Source organism: Curtobacterium sp. UNCCL20 (genome assembly GCF_900101675.1).
GTDB lineage: Bacteria > Actinomycetota > Actinomycetes > Actinomycetales > Microbacteriaceae > Curtobacterium.
Genome location: NZ_FNKG01000004.1, coordinates 418,672 through 435,637, shown reverse-complemented (window position 1 = coordinate 435,637; position 16,966 = coordinate 418,672). Strand labels below are relative to the sequence as shown.

General features: G+C 73.9%; 17 protein-coding genes, 1 pseudogene and 1 riboswitch. Of the genes and pseudogenes, 10 read left to right on the top strand and 8 right to left on the bottom strand.

The genetic code is table 11. From position 1 onward, the window contains the following. Window positions 1–27 precede the first annotated feature (27 nt). Complete coding sequence (locus tag BLT36_RS17665) at window positions 28–1,353, bottom strand: MFS transporter (RefSeq protein ID WP_092097108.1); 1,326 nt, start codon at window positions 1,351–1,353, stop codon at window positions 28–30. A gap of 124 nt (window positions 1,354–1,477) precedes the next feature. Between BLT36_RS17665 and BLT36_RS17660 the strand changes: the two genes are divergently transcribed. After that, window positions 1,478–2,335, top strand: coding sequence for a LysR substrate-binding domain-containing protein (locus BLT36_RS17660; protein ID WP_092097106.1), 858 nt, complete (start codon window positions 1,478–1,480; stop codon window positions 2,333–2,335). 43 nt (window positions 2,336–2,378) lie between these two features. On the opposite strand, the gene BLT36_RS18865 is transcribed toward BLT36_RS17660, so the two are convergent. Further along, window positions 2,379–3,524, bottom strand: coding sequence for a hypothetical protein (locus tag BLT36_RS18865; protein ID WP_175529710.1), 1,146 nt, complete (start codon window positions 3,522–3,524; stop codon window positions 2,379–2,381). A gap of 98 nt (window positions 3,525–3,622) precedes the next feature. Between BLT36_RS18865 and BLT36_RS17650 the strand changes: the two genes are divergently transcribed. After that, window positions 3,623–4,591: an aldo/keto reductase gene (locus BLT36_RS17650; protein WP_092097103.1), complete on the top strand. Its 969-nt coding sequence runs from the start codon at window positions 3,623–3,625 to the stop codon at window positions 4,589–4,591. A 201-nt stretch (window positions 4,592–4,792) separates the two neighbouring features. Here the strand turns inward: BLT36_RS17650 and BLT36_RS17645 are convergent, their stop codons facing one another. Continuing rightward, window positions 4,793–5,488, bottom strand: coding sequence for an NADPH-dependent F420 reductase (locus tag BLT36_RS17645; protein ID WP_092097335.1), 696 nt, complete (start codon window positions 5,486–5,488; stop codon window positions 4,793–4,795). Window positions 5,489–5,563: 75 nt separating this feature from the next. Between BLT36_RS17645 and BLT36_RS17640 the strand changes: the two genes are divergently transcribed. The 4 genes from BLT36_RS17640 to BLT36_RS17625 all read left to right on the top strand — a co-directional run bounded on the left by BLT36_RS17640 (window position 5,564) and on the right by BLT36_RS17625 (window position 7,405). Next, on the top strand, window positions 5,564–5,860 hold the full coding sequence (locus tag BLT36_RS17640; protein WP_092097102.1) for a GNAT family N-acetyltransferase: 297 nt from the start codon (window positions 5,564–5,566) through the stop codon (window positions 5,858–5,860). A 22-nt stretch (window positions 5,861–5,882) separates the two neighbouring features. Further along, on the top strand, window positions 5,883–6,344 hold the full coding sequence (locus BLT36_RS17635) for a VOC family protein (protein ID WP_092097100.1): 462 nt from the start codon (window positions 5,883–5,885) through the stop codon (window positions 6,342–6,344). An 84-nt stretch (window positions 6,345–6,428) separates the two neighbouring features. Then, window positions 6,429–6,899 (top strand): MarR family winged helix-turn-helix transcriptional regulator, encoded by a 471-nt coding sequence (locus BLT36_RS17630; RefSeq protein ID WP_092097099.1) that lies wholly within the window; start codon window positions 6,429–6,431, stop codon window positions 6,897–6,899. Next, entirely contained in the window at window positions 6,896–7,405 is a 510-nt protein-coding gene (locus BLT36_RS17625) for a metallophosphoesterase family protein (RefSeq protein ID WP_092097097.1), read from the top strand. The genes BLT36_RS17630 and BLT36_RS17625 overlap by 4 nt, the downstream gene beginning before the upstream one ends. 135 nt (window positions 7,406–7,540) lie before the next feature. Here the strand turns inward: BLT36_RS17625 and thiD are convergent, their stop codons facing one another. From thiD to thiM, 3 genes are all read right to left on the bottom strand, one after another. Then, window positions 7,541–9,061, bottom strand: coding sequence for a bifunctional hydroxymethylpyrimidine kinase/phosphomethylpyrimidine kinase (thiD, locus tag BLT36_RS17620; RefSeq protein WP_254787729.1), 1,521 nt, complete (start codon window positions 9,059–9,061; stop codon window positions 7,541–7,543). Continuing rightward, window positions 9,058–9,858, bottom strand: coding sequence for a thiamine phosphate synthase (thiE, locus tag BLT36_RS17615; protein ID WP_254787728.1), 801 nt, complete (start codon window positions 9,856–9,858; stop codon window positions 9,058–9,060). The genes thiD and thiE overlap by 4 nt, the downstream gene beginning before the upstream one ends. Further along, window positions 9,855–10,757, bottom strand: coding sequence for a hydroxyethylthiazole kinase (gene thiM / locus BLT36_RS17610; protein ID WP_092097332.1), 903 nt, complete (start codon window positions 10,755–10,757; stop codon window positions 9,855–9,857). The genes thiE and thiM overlap by 4 nt, the downstream gene beginning before the upstream one ends. Continuing rightward, window positions 10,746–10,841: riboswitch (TPP riboswitch) on the bottom strand. It overlaps the preceding gene by 12 nt. A gap of 68 nt (window positions 10,842–10,909) precedes the next feature. Between thiM and BLT36_RS17605 the strand changes: the two genes are divergently transcribed. Then, entirely contained in the window at window positions 10,910–11,920 is a 1,011-nt protein-coding gene (locus tag BLT36_RS17605; RefSeq protein ID WP_254787727.1) for an NUDIX domain-containing protein, read from the top strand. Window positions 11,921–12,043: 123 nt separating this feature from the next. On the opposite strand, the gene BLT36_RS17600 is transcribed toward BLT36_RS17605, so the two are convergent. Both BLT36_RS17600 and BLT36_RS17595 read right to left on the bottom strand, forming a co-directional pair. Then, entirely contained in the window at window positions 12,044–13,270 is a 1,227-nt protein-coding gene (locus tag BLT36_RS17600) for an MFS transporter (protein ID WP_092097094.1), read from the bottom strand. Continuing rightward, window positions 13,267–13,908, bottom strand: coding sequence for a GntR family transcriptional regulator (locus BLT36_RS17595; RefSeq protein ID WP_217638332.1), 642 nt, complete (start codon window positions 13,906–13,908; stop codon window positions 13,267–13,269). The genes BLT36_RS17600 and BLT36_RS17595 overlap by 4 nt, the downstream gene beginning before the upstream one ends. 152 nt (window positions 13,909–14,060) lie before the next feature. Here BLT36_RS17595 and BLT36_RS17590 point away from each other — a divergent pair, with 152 nt between their 5' ends. From BLT36_RS17590 to BLT36_RS17580, 3 genes and pseudogenes are all read left to right on the top strand, one after another. Then, window positions 14,061–14,807 (top strand): phosphotransferase enzyme family protein, encoded by a 747-nt coding sequence (locus BLT36_RS17590; RefSeq protein ID WP_092097091.1) that lies wholly within the window; start codon window positions 14,061–14,063, stop codon window positions 14,805–14,807. Next, window positions 14,755–15,907, top strand: a pseudogene (locus BLT36_RS19210) (crosslink repair DNA glycosylase YcaQ family protein). Before BLT36_RS17590 ends, BLT36_RS19210 begins: the two are co-directional and overlap by 53 nt. A gap of 107 nt (window positions 15,908–16,014) precedes the next feature. After that, window positions 16,015–16,962: a J domain-containing protein gene (locus tag BLT36_RS17580; RefSeq protein ID WP_092097088.1), complete on the top strand. Its 948-nt coding sequence runs from the start codon at window positions 16,015–16,017 to the stop codon at window positions 16,960–16,962. Window positions 16,963–16,966: the final 4 nt, after the last annotated feature.

Genomic DNA, 16,966 nt, shown 5'->3' with positions numbered 1-16,966 from the left:
GCGGCCCCGCACCGACAGCGCCCGCCGTCAGCGGTGGCCGACGATGGAGGGCACGGGCATGTGGTGCCGCATCCGCACCGCCAGGTGCAGGCCGCCCCGGCGGGCGAGGACCAGGCCGACGACCGCGGCTGCGGCAGCGGGCACCCCTCCGGCGACGACCATGCCGACGTGCGCACCGAAGTGGTCGACGACCTGCCCCATGAGCGGGCCGCCGATCGCCTGACCGCCGAGCAGCACCAGGACGTACAGCGACATCACCCGGCCGCGGATCGCCACGTTCGAGGACAGCTGCACGAGCGAGTTCGACGCGGTCTGGAACAGCAGCTGTGACATCCCGACGGCCACGAGCGCGACGGTGAACGGCGCGATGACCGGGATCGACCCGGTGAGGACGAGCAGCACCCCGGTCCAGAACACGCCGCCGACGATGGTGCGGAGCCGGACCGTGGCGCGGCGGGTGGACAGCAGCGCGCCGACGAGGGCGCCGATCGCGACGGCGGAGTTGAACAGGCCGTAGCCGCCCGCGCCGACGTCGTACACCTCGGACGCGAAGGCCGACAGCAGCACGGGCATCGTCAGCGCGAACACCGAGAAGAACGCCACCAGGATGACCGGCACGATGATGGTCGGCTTCCGGACGGCGTAGCGGAGGCCCTCGACGAGCTGGCCCTTGCCGCGCGGTGCCGGCGGTGTGCGGTGGAGTTCGGACACCTTCAGGAACCCGAGTGTCACGACCACGGCGACGCAGGCGATCGCGTTCACCCCGAACGACCAGCCCGCCCCGACCGCGACGAGCAGCGCGCCGGAGAGCGCGGGGCCGATCATGCCGCCGAGCTGGAACACCGACGAGTTGACACTGATGGCGTTCCGGAGGTGCTGGTGGCCGACGATCTCGGTGACGAACACCTGGCGCGCGGGGTTGTCGATCACGGTGACCATGCCGACCACGAAGGCGATCGCCCAGATGTGCCAGGCCTGCACGACCCCGGCCAGGGTGAGCACGGCCAGCAGTGCCGAGAGGACCGCGAACGACCCCTGCGTGATCATCATCAGCGCTCGCTTCGAGAACCGGTCGACGATCACCCCGCCGAAGAGCCCGAACAGCAGCATCGGTGCGAACTGGCAGGCGACGGTGATGCCGACCTGCGCGACCGAGCCGGTGAGCTGCAGGACGAGCCAGTCCTGGGCGATGCGCTGCATCCAGCCCGCGGTCATCGCGACGAGGTTCGTGGCGGTGAACAGTCGGAAGTTCGGGACCGACAGCGCGATGAGCGTGTGCCGCCAGGGCGGTCGGGTGGCCTGGATCGGGAGCGGTTCGGTGGGCGGGGGGAGGGTCGTCGATGACGCGCTCACGGGTGGGGATCTCCGGACGTCGGCTACGGAACTGGTACCCCATCGAAACTACGTGGTGCCGGCCCATTCGATACCCCTATGGTGGCTATCAGTCCATTGCGATGTCGAATGAGCGGAGTGCACCGTGCTCGACCCCGTCCTGCTGCAGACCTTCCTGGCCGTCGCCGAGACCGGCAGCTTCACCCAGGCCGGGGCACGGCTCGGCATCAGCCAGCCGACGGTGTCCCAGCACGTGCGACGCCTCGAGACCGCGGTGTCTCGGACCCTCGTCGCGCGGGACACCCGGGGCGTCGCGCTCACCGACAACGGGGACGCGATGGCCGGGTTCGCACGGACGATCCTCGCGGCGCACGCCACCGCCGACGCCTACTTCTCCGGCGCGGCGACCCGCGGCAGGCTCCGCTTCGGCGCCGCCGACGACCTCGCGATCACGCAGCTCCCACGCATCCTCCGGGACTTCCGTCGCCTGCACCCGCAGGTGAACCTCGAGCTCACGGTGAACCAGTCGTCGCCGCTCCTCCGCCGCGTGCACGCGGGGCAGCTCGACCTCGTGTTCATCAAGCAGACCGCGGGGGAGTCCGCCGAGGGCACCCGGGTCGCCACCGACCAGATGGTGTGGATGGCGCAGGACGGCATCGCGCTGGAGCCCGGCGAGCCCGTGCCGCTGATCGCGTACCAGGCGCCGAGCATCAGTCGGCAGATGGCGATCGACGCCCTCGAAGCCGCCGGGCGCACCTGGCGGATCACCTGCAACACGCGTGACGTGAACGGCGTCCTCGCGGCCGTGCGGGCCGGGATCGGTGTGGCGGTGTTCCCGCACTCGCTCATCCCCGCGGACCTCGTGAAGGTCTCGCAGCGACTGTCCCTTCCGGAGCTGCCCGCCGTCGACTACGTCCTCATCGCGAACCCGACGGTGCAGCGGGAACCGATCGACGCCCTGACGAACGCGATCCTGTCCCGCGGGGTCGTCCGCGCCGTCTGAGGCGGACCAGCGCGCACGCGGCGCGGGCGCTACGGTGCGGACGCTACGGCGCGAGCGTCGGCACCACGCCGGCACCGGTGACGTCGGGCAGCGTCACGCCCGCCATCGGCAGCAGCGCGGACGCCACCGCCCACAGCAGCACGAGCGTGCCGACACCGCCGAGCACGGCGCCGAGGAGCGCGACCGGCCGCTGCCACGTCGCCGCGGGGTTCCGCAGCGTCACGATGGAGACCAGGACGGCGATCACGCCGAGCGCGACGCCCACGCCGTGCACGGTCGCGGGCGCGAGGAACCACCAGGCCGCCAGTCCGAGCGTCGCCAGGCCGGCGACGGCGCCGAGGACGGCTCCCGGGGTCGGGCCGATCGGGGTCGCCCCGGCCGTGCTGCGCTTCGCTTCGACCTGGAGGCCCGTGGCGGCCACCACGGACGCGCCCACCACTGCGGTCTGTCCGGCTGCGGTGGTCGCGCCCGCAGCGTTCGATGCGGTCGCCGTCCCGGCCGTCGAGGCGGGTGTCGGTCCCGCGGTCGGAGCAGGAGCAGGAGCAGGAGCGGACGGCGTGATCAGCGCGTCGAACGCGCGGGTGGGCGCGACCGACGAGGACGCCGGTGCCGTGGTGGTCGTCGGTGCGGTGACCGCGGGACGCTGGTGCGCGAAGCGTGCGGGGGTCCGGTAGCCGATCGGGCCGACAGGTTCGGGTTCGGTGCCCTCGACGACGACGTGTTCGAGGCCCGGGACGGAGAACCGCGGCTGCCCGACGACCGGCACGGCCGGGGTGACGGGCGCGCGGTGAGCGGCGTCGATCGGCGAGACCGGGGCGGGCGCCGGGACGACCGAGGCGGTGTCGAACGGCACCGTGCTCACCGTGGGCGAGGTCGGTGCGGGCGGCAGGAGGGCCTCGTCCGGCGGGTAGTCGGGGACGACGAAGTCACCCGCGGTGGCTGCGTCGGCGGAGCCGACGGAACCGACCGTGCCGACCGTCTCCGTGCCGACCGTCTCCGGGGCGGGGGCCGACGTGACGGGGGCGGGGCGTGCCTCCAGGCCGTCGACCGCGTCGTGGCCGTGCCCCGGTGCGCCGGGCGCGACCGCCCCGGGCGCGACCGTGCCGGGAACGCCCTCAGGCGGAGCCGTCACCCATGCGGGGACCGCTCGACGCGGTCGTTCCTCGTCGGGCAAGCGATGCGATGCCACTGCGGCACTCCCTCCGTAGCCTGATCCATCGTCAGTTCTAACGGCAACGGGCCCGCACGTCGCAGCCCCAGTTCCGGGGTCGCCGGTACGGTCGAGGCATGACCGGAATCGAACACCGTCCGCTCGGGCCCTCGGGGCTCGTCGTCTCCACCGTCGGCATCGGCTGCAACAACTTCGGCCGGCCCGGCACGTTCACTGAGTCGCAGGAGGGTACGGACGCCGTCGTCCGTGCAGCCCTCGACGCCGGTGTCACCCTCTTCGACACGGCGGACGTCTACGGCGGCCGCCCCGGCCTGTCCGAGGAGCTGCTCGGCAAGGCGATCGCCGGGCGGCGCGAGGAGATCGTCCTCGCGACGAAGTTCGGCATGGACATGCGGGGTGCGAACGGGCCGGACTGGGGCGTCCGTGGCTCCCGGCGGTACGTGCGGCTCGCCGTCGAGTCGTCGCTCAAGCGCCTCGGGACCGACTGGATCGACCTGTACCAGATGCACGGCCCGGACGACGTGACGTCGATCGAGGAGACCCTGTCCGTGCTCGACGACCTCGTCCGCGAGGGCAAGATCCGCTACATCGGCCACTCGAACTTCGCCGGGTGGCAGATCGCCGAGGCCGAACTGACCGCGTCGATCGCGGGCACCACGGCGTTCGTGTCCGCGCAGAACGAGTACAGCCCGCTCGCCCGGGGGGTCGAGGACGAGGTGCTGCCGGCGGTCCGCGCGTACGCCCTCGGGTTCCTGCCGTACTTCCCGCTCTACAACGGGCTGCTCACCGGCAAGTACACGAAGGACGGCGGGCCGGCCGACGGACGCCTGACGACGGCGAAGCCGCAGCTGCTCGCCGACGCCCCGTGGGGGATCGTCGAGGAGTTCCAGCGGTTCTGTGACGAGCGCGAGGTCACGATGCTGCAGGCCACGTTCGCGTGGTTGCTCGCGCAGCCCGGGCTCTCGAGCGTCATCGCGGGTGCGACGAAGCCCGAGCAGATCGTGCAGAACGCCGAGGCCGGGACGGCGTGGACGCCCTCCGAGGACGACCTCGCCGAGATGACGGTGATCTTCGACGGCGCGTGAGTGCGCGGCCGCGCGGCCGGGCCCGGCGGGGCGGCGCAGCCCGGCCCCGGCCCTGGCGCGGTCCGGCGCGGCCCGAGTCTCGCTGTGAGCGACAGTTCTCGGGCCTGGGGCCGCGAGAACTGTCGCTGAGCCCGAGTCTCGGGCTGTTGGGCGGGGGCCCGGGGCGCCGGGCGCGGGGCGCGGGGCACCGGGCGCGGGCCGCTAGCCGCGCGTCGCCTCGGCCAGCTTGGCGCGCAGCTCCTCGGCGGTGAAGCGGGGGCCGTAGCCGGGGGTGTCCCGCTGGATGCGCCAGCCCTCGGCGAGCGGGCCCGCGTCGACGACGTCGAACCCGAACGCGTCGATGAGCTCGGTCACGACGCGCTTCGCCTCGGCGTCGTCGCCCGCCACCACGAGCGCCCGACGGCCCGGCGTGCCTGCCGGGGTCGCGTGGCCGGTGAGGTCCGCGGCGCCGATGTGGTTGAAGGCCTTCACGACGCGGGCGCCGGGGAGGTGGTCCTGCAGGAGCTCGGCCGTCGTGGTCGTCTCGTCGTCGAGCGCCGGGATGTCGCCGTCGCGGCCGGGGTAGTAGTTGTTCGTGTCGATCACGACCTTGCCCACCAGGGGTTCGACGGGGATGGTCTCGATCGCGGCGAGCGGGGTCGTCACGACCACGATCTCGCCAGCGGCCGCCGCCTCGTCACGGGTCGCCGCACGGGCGGAGCCGCCGGTCGAACCCGCAGCGGAGCCGCCGGTCGTGCCCGTCGCCGCGCCGCCCAGCGCACGCAGCTCGTCGACCAGGTCGGTCAGGGTCTCCGGACCCCGGGAGTTCGCGATGACCACGTCGTGGCCGTGCTGCACGGCGAGCCGTGCGAGCTGGGATCCGATGTGGCCTGCGCCGATGATGCCGATTGTCGTCATGGTCGGCCAGAACGCCGTGGTGCGTTCTGCATTCCCGATGCGGCGTCGGCCGCGTGCGCGGTGCATGATGGCCGCATGGACCACGAGTTCCGCGACGAAGCAGACCAGGACCGGTACGCGATGTACGTCGGCGGCGAACTCGTGAGCGTCCTCGACTACCGCGAGAACGGCGACGCGATCGCCTTCCCGCACACCTACACGGTGCCCAAGCACCGCGGGCACGGGTACGCCGCCGAACTCGTCGACTTCGCCGTCGCCGACGTCGAGGCGAACTCCACGAAGCGCGTCGTCCCGATGTGCTGGTTCGTCGGCAAGTGGTTCGACGAGCACCCCGAGAAGGCCGACCTGCTCATCCGCGGCGCTGCGGACTGAGCCGACCCTGGAAGGCGTCGCCATGCCGACGATCACCCCGTTCCTCTGGTACGACGACCAGGCCGAGGAAGCCGCCGAGCACTACGTCTCGCTGTTCCCGGACAGCCGCATCGACAGCGTGTCGAAGACCCCGGACGGCAAGGCCCTCGTGGTGGAGTTCACGCTGCTCGGGCAGCCGTACCGGGCGATGAACGGCGGCCCGGGCCACGAGCACTCCGACGCGGTGTCGTTCCAGGTCGACGTGGACACCCAGGAGGAACTCGACCGCATCTGGGACGCCCTCCTCGCCGACGGCGGACGACCCTCGCGCTGCGGGTGGCTCTTCGACCGCTGGGGTGTGGCGTGGCAGGTGACCCCGTCGATGATGGGCGAACTGATGACCGGCTCGGGCGACCCCGAGGCGAATGCACGCGTCTTCGAGGCGATGATGCAGATGGTCAAGCTCGACATCCCGGCGCTGCAGGCCGCCGCCGCGGGACGCTGAGCCGGAGCACACCGTACCCGCCGGTATGGTGGCGGGACCCAACACCGCCGGCCGGCGCCGGCACCGACAGGCTGGAGTGCTCCGATGACCGACCCGAAGCCCGATGTCCGCAACAGCGACATCGGGCGTGCCTACACCGAACTCGCCCGCATCACGAGGCGGGCGAGCATCAGGGCGCGGGGTTCGGAGTCGATCCTGAGCGTCGTGGACCAGTCCCTCGTCGACTTCGTCGTGCAGCACCGGGGCTGCATGGCCATCGACATCGCCCGGTACCTGCGGCTCAACCGCTCGACGATCTCCCGGCAGCTGTCCGGGCTCCTCGCGGCGGGACTGATCCGGACGACCGACGGCGGTACCGGCAACGCGAAGCCCCTCGAGGCGACGGACGCCGGCCGCGCAGCGCTCGACCGATCCGTGCAGCTGCACCGCGACGCGCTCGACGAACGCCTCGCGAGCTGGTCCGACGACGACATCGCGCTGCTCGCCGGGCTGCTCGAACGACTGGGCCTCGCGGACGAGGCCGGCCTCCCGATGCCGGGGCGCTCGGAGTCGTGACGACCTCGTTCGTCCTGCTCTCCGACACCCACCTGCCGAAGCGGGCGAAGGACCTGCCCGCGCCGCTCTGGGCGGACATCGACGCCGCTGACCTGGTCGTGCACGCCGGCGACTGGGTGGACCTCGCCACGCTCGACGCGATCGAGGCCCGGTCCCGCCGGTTCGTGGGCGTCCGCGGCAACAACGACGGCTCCGAGTTCGACGACCGCCTGCCTCTCGTCGCCCGCTTCGCCGTCGAGGACCTCCGGTTCGCGCTGGTGCACGAGACCGGAGCCACGACCGGCCGCGAACGCCGCATGACCGAGGAGTACCCGGACACCGACGTCCTCGTCTTCGGGCACTCGCACATCCCCTGGGACACCGTCACGCCGTCCGGGCTCCGGCTGCTCAACCCCGGTTCCCCGACCGACCGCCGGCGCCAGCCCGACCACACCTGGATGCGCGGCAGGGTCGACAGCCGAGACCTGTCCGTGGAGCTGGTGCGGCTGCCGCCGCCCGTTCGCTGACGCGACCACCACCGGACTGGAGGCGCGGTGCCAGCCCGCACCGCGCCTCCAGGCCGTCTCGTCCCGCGTCGCGGGCGCGACCCGAGTCTCGGGGTCAGCGACAGTTCTCGGGTCCCCGAGTCCGAGAAGTGTCGCTCAGGCCGAGTCTCGGCCCGCGGCCGGGGCGGCCGGGGCGGCCGCCGCCGGGGCGGCCGCCGGCGCGGCCAGCGGCATCCGGAAGAACGCGAGCTCCCACGCGGTCGAGCGGCGGAACGCCCGCGCCATCGCACCCCGTTCCGCGGGCGACCCGGCCCGGGCGAGCCGCTCCACCTCCGCCGTCGCCGCAGCCGACGACGCCGCGAACCCCGGGTCGCCGTACGCCCCGAGCCAGTCCGCGAACGGGTGCCCCGGCGGAGCCGCACCGAGCCGCGTCCCCACCCACGCGTACACCCGGAAGCACGGCAGCACCGCCGCCGCGAGGACCCCGGCCGACCCGGAGTCCGCCGCCTCCTGCAGGTGCGCGAGGTAGCCCGCGCAGGTCGGGTGCACCGGGTCGTCGGCGTGTGTGCCGGCCAGACGCCGGTGGTGCAGCTGCTCGGCCTCGGCACCGCAGCCGGATGCGGCAGCGGACCAGAACGCCGACGTGTCCCCGGTGGTCCGGGACGCGAGGGTCGACAGGTGCCGCTCGTACGCCAGGAGGTAGTGCACGTCCTGCGCGAGGTAGCCCGCGAAGACGTCGGCGTCGAGCGTGCCGTCCCGCAGGCCGACCAGGAACGGGCAGGCGATCGTCTCCTCGAGCACCTCGGCGACGTCGTCCCACCACCGATCGGTCCACGAGGGCTCGGGCAGCCGCTCGCGGACGACGGCGCCGTGGTCGATCGGTCCGTTGCCGCTCCCGACGTGCAGGGCGTCGGCACCCTGCAGCGCCCGGGTGAGCCACGCCTTCGCGCCGCCGACCGCGAGTTCCCAGTCGCCGCCCCACGCCGCCAGCGTCGCGATCGCGCTCGACAGCGAACACCCCGTGCCGTGCGTGTTCGTCGTCGCGACCCGGGGGCCCCGGAACGTCCGGACGTGTCCGGATGGCGACACGAGCAGGTCGTCCGAGGTCGGGCCGTCGTCGTGGCCGCCCTTCGCGAGGACGAGCACGTCCCAGCGCCGCGCGACGGCGAGCGCGGCCTCCCGGGCACCGAGGGCGTCCCGCGGAGCGGCCGGTGCGACCCCTGCCAGCGACGCGAGCACCGCCAGCTCGGCCCGGTTCGGCGTCACCAGGTCGGCGAGCGCGAACAGGTCGGACATCGCCGCCGAGGCGTCCTCGTCGAGCAGCCGGTCCCCGCTCGTCGCCACCATCACCGGGTCGACGACCACGACGGGCGGCCGGTGCTCCCGGAGCCACGCGGTGACGGTCCGCACGACCTCGGCGGTGCCGAGCATCCCGACCTTCACGGCGTCGATCGTCACGTCGTCGGACACCGCGTCGAGCTGCTCCCGCAGGAAGCCCGGGTCCGGCACGTGCACGGACCGCACCCCGTGCGTGTTCTGCGCGACGAGCGCCGTGACGACGCCCATCCCGTACCCGTCGTGCGCCGCGATCGACTTCAGGTCCGCCTGCATCCCGGCGCCACCGGTCGGGTCCGTCCCGGCGATGCTGAGCACGCGGGGGACCTGCGCGCCGGTCACGCGTCCGCCTCGTGGCTGGTGGCGACGGCCTGGAGGAACGGATCACCCGGGTCTCGTCGACCCGCCTCCGGCAGGCCGCCGGCCCACGCAGCGACGTACGCGGCCGCCGCGGAACCGGGGTCCGCTGCCGTGCAGATCCCGGACACCACGGCGACACCGGCGGCACCCGCGGCCCGGAGCGGCGCGACGTCGTCGAGCGTGACGCCGCCGATCGCCACGCACGGCACCGCGGTCGCGCGGGCCAGTCGAGCGAACCCGTCGTGGCCGAGCGCCGGCGGGTGGTCCGCCTTCGTGGTGGTGGGGTGCACGACCCCGACCCCGAGCAGGTCGACGGTGCCGTGGGGGAGCCGGGCGACGGCCGCGAGGTGCTCCGGCGTGTTCGCGGTCAACCCGACGTGGGCGTCCGGCCCGAGCAGTGCACGTGCGACCTCGACCGGCACGTCGGACTGCCCGAGGTGCACCCCGGCGACCCGGTGCCCGGCGTGCCGGGCGGCGAGCGCGACGTCGAGCCGGTCGTCCACCACGACGAGTGCCCGGTCGCCCACGGCGTCGGCGACCGCGGAGGTCAGCGCCAGGAGGTCGCGGGCGGAGGCGTCCTTGTCGCGCACCTGCACGATCCGGACCCCGCCGTCCACCGCGGCCCGGACGACGCCGAGCACGCCGATGCCGTGCCGGTCGGCGAGGGCTCGGTCGGTGACGAGGTAGACGCCGACGTCGCCGGCGGCACGGCGACGCGCGCCGGCGCTGCTGATGCCGGCGCTGCTGGTGCCGGCGCCGCTCATGCGGGCGCTGCTCATGCCGGCACCGCCGTCGTGCTCGGCGCGGCCTCGACGGTGATGCGCGCCTCGCGGACGACGTCCTCCGGGGTGAGCGACGCCAGGCGGTCGAGGAACAGCGGCTGGAACGTGCCCGGGCCACCGGCCTCGCGGGCGGCCAGCTCCGCGGCGATCGTGTGCACGGCGGTCGCGGCGACGGCCGCGGCGCCGGCGTCGTCCGGCGAGACCGCGGTGAACGCGGCGACCACCGCGCCGAGCGCGCACCCACCACCGGTGATCCGTGTCAGCAGCTCGGTGCCGTTCGCGACCCGGACCGTCCCGATGCCGGGCGCGACCAGCAGGTCGACGGGACCCGACACGGCCACCGCGGCCACGCGCCTCCCGGCCGTGAGCGGACCGGCCACGGCGGCGACCGCAGCCTCGCGCGCGTCATCGGTGCCCACGGTGCTGTCGACCCCGCGCCCACCGGTGGACGCACCGAGGAGGGCGAGCACCTCGGAGGCGTTGCCGCGGAGCACCGTCGGGCCGAGCGCCAGCAGGTCGCGTGCCAGGGCGGTGCGGACCGGCAGGCTGCCGACCGCCACCGGGTCGAGCACCCACGGGGTGCCGGCGTCGACCGCGGCGTGCGCAGCCTCGAGCGACGCCGCGCGGGGCTCGGCGTGCGGGGTGCCGGTGTTCACGAGCAGGGCGTCGGCGACCCGGGCGAACGGCCCCGCCTCGGTGACGACGTCGACCATCGCGGCCGAGGCGCCGAGGGCGAGCAGGACGTTCGCGGTGACGTTCTGCACCACCGTGTTCGTGATGCAGTGCACCAGCGGGCCCCGGGCGCGAACGGCCTCGAGGAGCTCCGCGGTGCGGTGGGCCCAGTCGGGGTCCGGAGCCCCCGGGCGTGCAGTGGGTGCGGGCGCAGCATTGTGCATGGACGATCCCTTCGCGAGTACGAGCTCGAGCAGGTTCGACGGGTGTGATCTCAGCCGCTGGTTGCGGCACCCCGTGTCTCGAGCGACACGGTACACGACGCCCGATGACCGGTTCGAGGCCCGTCGTCGGCGCCGTGTGGGAGGCTTGGGAGGTGCCAGACGCAACCCCTCCCGGGCCTCCTCCCGGCCCCCGCGACCCCGGTGACGCCTGGGCGGTCGGACCCGACGGCACCAAGGCCTGGGGACGCTTCGGCGCCGCCGGGCTGCTCGTCGACGACGGCTCCGGCCGCGTGCTCCTGCAGCACCGCGTCGAGTGGAGCCACCACGGCGGCACCTGGGGCATCCCGGGCGGCGCCCGGCACCTGGGCGAGGACGCCGTCACCGGCGCCCTCCGCGAGTCCGCCGAAGAAGCCGGCGTCCCCGACGACGGCGTCGACCTCCGCCACACGGCGGTCCTCGACCTGGGGTTCTGGACGTACACGACCGTGGTGGGGCGTGCCTCCCGGCCGTTCGAACCGGTGATCGCGGACCGCGAGAGCCTCGAGCTCGCCTGGGTTCCGGTCGACGACGTCGAGGACCTGCCGCTGCACCCCGGGTTCGGCGCCTCGTGGCCCGCGCTCCGCGAACGCATCACGACCACACCGCACGTCGTCGTCGACGCGGCGAACGTCGTCGGCAGCGTGCCGGACGGGTGGTGGAAGGACCGCGCCGGAGCCGCCGCGCGGTTGGTCTCGGCGGTGTCGGCGCTCGCCGGGGTCGGCGTCGTGGCGGCGGAGCTGGCGCTGCCGTTCGACCGGTGGTGGCCGCGGTGGACCGTGGTGCTCGAGGGGGAGGCGCGGGGGGCTGTGGGTGCCGCGGGTGCTGCTGCTGGTGCCGCTGGCGCGGGTGCCGCCGTTGGTGCCCCTGCGGCTGGCGCTGGTGCGGCTGCGGGTGGCGCTGCCGCTCCTGCTGGTGGCGCCGGGTCTGGTTTGTCCGACGTCGCGGTGGTGTCGGCGCCCGCGTCCGGCGACGACGCGATCGTCGAGGCCACCCGTGCCGCCGTCGACGCCGGGCACGCACCCGTGGTCGTCGTGACCGCCGATCGTGGCCTCCGGTCCCGGGTCGAGGCCCTCGGCACTTCGGTCGCGGTGCGCGGGCCGAGCTGGCTCCGCGACCAGTTCTAGCGACCGGCGCCGTGTTCACCACTCGGTGCGAGGTCGTTCGCCCCGTGCGGCGCCACAACGCGGCACCGACCGAACGACCCCGCACGGGCTGGCGGAGCCGGCACGGTGCCCGCCGCCGCAGGACTACGCCGGGATGTGCTTCCGTGACGACACCAGGATCGCCACCCACGACACGGCCCCGAGCCCGACGACCACGAGCAGGATGACCGGCACCTCGACGACGTTCGCGACCGCGGCGATCACGGCCGGTGCCAGGAACCCGGCGTACGCCGCCGCGTAGAACACCCCGGTCAGCCCGGCCAGGTCGCGCGACCCCGCGATCCGCTGGACCTCGAGGAGCGACGACACCAGGGCGAGCCCGATCCCGACGCCGATCACCACGTTCGCGACGAGGCCGATCACCACCGACTGCTGCACGATCGCGACGGCGACCACCCCGATCCCGATGGTCATCAGGGCCACCGCGGTGAGCAGCCCCCGCGCCGACAGGAGCGAGGTGACCCGACCGGCGAACGGCTGCACGGCGCTCGACACCCCGAGCGCGACGACGGTCGCGGCGGTCGCGAACACGAGCCCCCACGTGCCGGTCGCCCCGGCGAGCTTGGTCGGCAGGTACCCGTACCCGATCGCCGCCGAACCGAAGATCCACGGCGCCGCGACGAGCACGACCCGGGTGAACCGGCGGTGCCCGGCGCTCGGGACCGCGAGCTGTCGCCACCACGGCCCGGGGACGCCACCGGTGCGGTTCGTCTCCGGCGTCCGCCAGACGATGACGGCGAAGGGGATCGCCACGCAGATGTGCACGAGGAACGGCAGCACCTCCGGGATCGGTCCCCACTGCGCGATGAGTCCGGCGACGAGCGCACCCGACGCGGACCCCAGGGTGAACGCGAGCGAGGCCCGGCGGGCGCCCGAGCCGGCGTCGGCTGCGGGGTCGAACCGTCCCTGCGAGAGCTCCTTGACCCAGCTGTTGCCGACGGCCATCGCGATGCCGACGGTGATGCCGGAGAACAGCCGACCGGCCATCAGGAACCCGGCGCCGAGCGGTCCGAACGCGAGCAGCCCGCTGCCGACGACCGCGGAGACGATGCCCGCGAGCATCAGCGGACGGCGGCCGTGCCGGTCGGACAGGGAACCGGCGACGACCAGGGCCGGCGCGAGCCCGAGCACGTACACGCCGAGGAAGACGGTGACGAGCAGCGACGAGTAGTGCGCACGCTCCTCGTACATGAGCAGCAGCGGCGAGAACTGGTTCCCGCCCCACGAGCAGACGAACACGGCACCCCACACGGCCACCCACGGCAGGACGCGCGGGGTCGGCACGGCGATCGACCCCGTGGTGGCGCTCACATCGCCCCCCGGTGCGAGGCGACGTGCGCACGGAGCACCTCGGCGTAGCGGGCGGCGTCGCCCGCCTCGAGCGCCGCGGCGAGGGCGCGGTGGTCCTCGAGCGACGCGGCGAGCTGGGACGGCTGCAGCCGCATGAGGTGGTGCCGGAGCCGCTGCTGCCGGTCCCGCAGGGTCCGCGCGAACAGCACGGCGATCGCGTTCCGCGACGCGCCGATGACCGCGCCGTGGAACTCCGCGTCCGCCTCGATGAAGCGGTCGACGTCGCTCGTCGCGACGGCCTCGGCCTGGTCGTCGAGCAGGGCCTGGAGGAACGGGGCGACGTCCGCCGCGCGACCGTCGGTCACGACGCGGGTCGCCGCGGTCGACTCGATGGCCTCCCGCATCTCGAGCACGTCGGCGGCCTCGTTCGGGGACATCGGTCGGACGACGGCGCCCTTCCGGGACTCGAGGGTGAGCAGGTCCTCGGCGGCGAGACGCAGGAACGCCTCGTGCACGGGTGTCCGGGAAACGCCGATCTCCTGGCAGAGGGCGTTCTCGCTGATCGCGGTGCCGCCGGGGAGGTCGCCCCGGATGATCGCCCGCTTGACGTGCTCGTACGCCCGGTCGGACGCGGCCTGGCTGGTGGTGGGAGTGCTCACGGTCACCCAGACTACGCCTTGCATGCAACGGTGCATGCCGATGCATGGCGCTGTGTTGCTGTGTGCAACCCGAGGAAGTCGGGACGTGGCGGTGGTCGTCCGGATACCCTGGACCACCACGTCAACGGAGACGTGGCCGACAGGAGGTTCCGATGGAGCGGATCACCAGAGCCGACGATCGTGTCCACCGCCCCGCCGGGCCGTGGACACCGACCGTGCACCGGCTGCTCGCCCACCTGCACGAACAGGGGTTCGTCGCGGCGCCGGAACCGATCTCGCACGGGGACACGCTCGAGACCGTGTCGTTCGTCCCGGGCACCGCGGGGGAGTACCCCTGGACCGCCGACGTCGCGAGCGAGGCAGCCCTCGTCACGACCGCCCGGCTGCTCCGGCACTACCACGACGCCGCCGCCACCTTCCCTCGTGACGGTGCGCGGGACGTCTGGTCGCAGGCCGACCGGTTGCCCGTCGAGACGATCGTGCACGGCGACTTCGCGCCCTACAACTGCGTGTACGACGGCATCGCGGCCGTCGGGCTCATCGACTTCGACACGGCCCACCCCGGGCCGCGGGTGTGGGACGTCGCCAGCGCGGTGTACCGGTTCGCCCCGTTCACGACCGGAGCCGTCGAGGGTTCCACCGCGCCGTCGCTCGACGAACGGCTCGATCGTGCGGCGGAGTTCTGCCGCGCCTACGAGCTCGACGCACGCTCCCGGTCGGTCCTCGCCGAGACGATGACCGGGTCCCTCGTGGCGCTCGTCACCACCATCGAGACCGAGGCCGCCGCGGGCAACCCGAAGTTCGTCAGCGACCTGCAGCACGGGCACGCCGATCTGTACCGGGCCGATGTCGCGTACATCGACCAGCACAGCGAGGAGATCACCGCCGCGGTCGCGTGACGGTGGTCCGCGCCATGCTGGGGTGATGACGACCACGCCCGCGCAGCTCCGGACGATGCGCCTCGCCGCGCAGGGCGTCGCCGTGCCGGGGCTCGGTCCCACCGCCGTGGTCGAGCGGATGACCGCCGTGCAGGGGCAGGACCTCGGCCAGGTCCTCTGGGCGATCGGTGTCCGGTCGCCCGGCTCCACGCGTGGGGACGTCCGCGCTGCCTTCGACCGCGGGGAACTCGTCCGGTCGTGGCCGATGCGCGGGACCCTCCACGCGATGCGCCCGGACGACCTCCGGCTGCTGCTGTCCCTCACCGCCGAGCGGACCCTGCGGAGCATCGCCCGCCGCGCGGCCGAGCTCGGCATCGACGCCGCCCTGCTCGGTCGTGCGCGCGACGCCACCGTCCAGGCACTGTCCGACGGTCGGGCGCTCGCGCGACGAACTCTTCGCGGCGTACCGCGCCGCGGGCATCGACCCCGCTGGCGGTCGGGGGTACCACGTCGTGCTGCAGCTCTCGCAAGAGGGGCTGGTCGCGTGGGGGCCGACGGCCCGGGTCGGCCAAGCGCTCGTCCTGCTCGACGAGTGGGCACCGCCGCAGTCGCCGGTGCCGGACCGCGACGGGGCCCTCCGCCGGGTGCTGATCGGGCACCTCCGAGGACGCGGACCCGCGACCGAGGTCGACGTGGCGTCGTGGACGAAGCTCCCGCTCGGGGACGTCCGTCGTGCCCGAGCGGCTGCCGGGGACGCCGTCGAGGACCTCGGCGACGGACTGCTCGCACTCGCCGACCGTCCGGCGACCGGCGGCATCCCCACCGGGCACCTGCTCCCCGGGTTCGACGAGTACCTGCTCGGGTACGCCGACCGTTCGGCGCAGCTCGACCCCGCGTACGCCGACCGTGTGGTGCCCGGCGGGAACGGCATGTTCCTGCCGATGGCCGTCGTCCGCGGTCGGGTGGTCGGCACCTGGAGCCGGACGGAGCGCTCCCGGGCCGTCCACGTCACCATCGTCCCCTTCGAACCGCTCGACACCGCTGCGGTCCGTGCGCTCGAGGCGGCCGCCGACCGCTACCGCCGCTTCCTCGGCAGCCCGATCGAGTTCTCCGTGACCTGACGAGCGCCGGACGCACCACGCGCTCGTGAACCGGCGGCGCGGGTCCAGGCAGCACCCAGCAGGCACGCGGCGGACTCAGACGGTCCCTCGGGTAATGTCGCAGGGCCATGACCGACAGCCCGGCCGACGCCACCCCGTACGAAGTCCTCGGCGTCCCCGCGACCGCCGACGACGACGAGCTCCGCCGCGCCTACCGCCGCGCCGCCCGCGAGTCCCACCCGGACCTCGGCGGCGACGCCCGCCGATTCCGCCAGGTGCAGATCGCCTGGGAGCGCGTGGGCACGCCCGCCGCACGCCGCGCCTACGACGTCGGATCCCGCGGCTCGGCCGGGCAGAGCGCGTCCGGTCCGTCCGGTTCCTCCGCCTGGAGGCCCGACTCCGGTCGCGACGCCTACGCACCGCCGGCGGCGCGTCGCGACACACGGCCCCGGGCTCGGTCCCACGGACACCCCGGCGGTCGGTCGCGCGAGGTCTTCCTGCAGGCCGAGCGCGAGTGGGTCGGTCTCGGCGACCCGATCGAGGACCCGTACGACCCGACGCTCATCCGCTCCGCGCCCCGGCACATCCGACGGCTCCTCGCCGAGGCCCTCGCCGAGGAAGCGACCGCTTCGATCGTCGCCGACATGGGCATCGGCGTGACCGTCTGGCACGACCTCGACGCCGGGGCAGAGGGGAAGCTCGACCACGCCGTCCTCGCCCCGAGCGGGCTCTGGGCGCTGGAGTCCATCGACTGGGGTGCCCCGGTGCGCATCGAGCACGGTGAGATCGTGGGGGAGACCCTCGCGCCGGGGGAGCGTCCGGTGAAGGAGCTCGTCCGGGCCGCCCGTGCCGTGCAGAAGCAGACGCGGGTGCGGTTCACCGGCCGGTTGCTCGTCGTGCCGGACTCCGCGGTCGACGAGGACGTGCAGGTCGTCGGCTCACCCCGGAAACCCACCGCGCTGGTCGTCCGGCGGACTGCGCTCGGCCAGGTGCTGAACGGGGTGTTCTCGCCGGAGGGCTCCGTCGACGTGTTCGAGATCCGCGACCGGCTGCAGCAGACCGTCCGGTTCGTCTGACGTC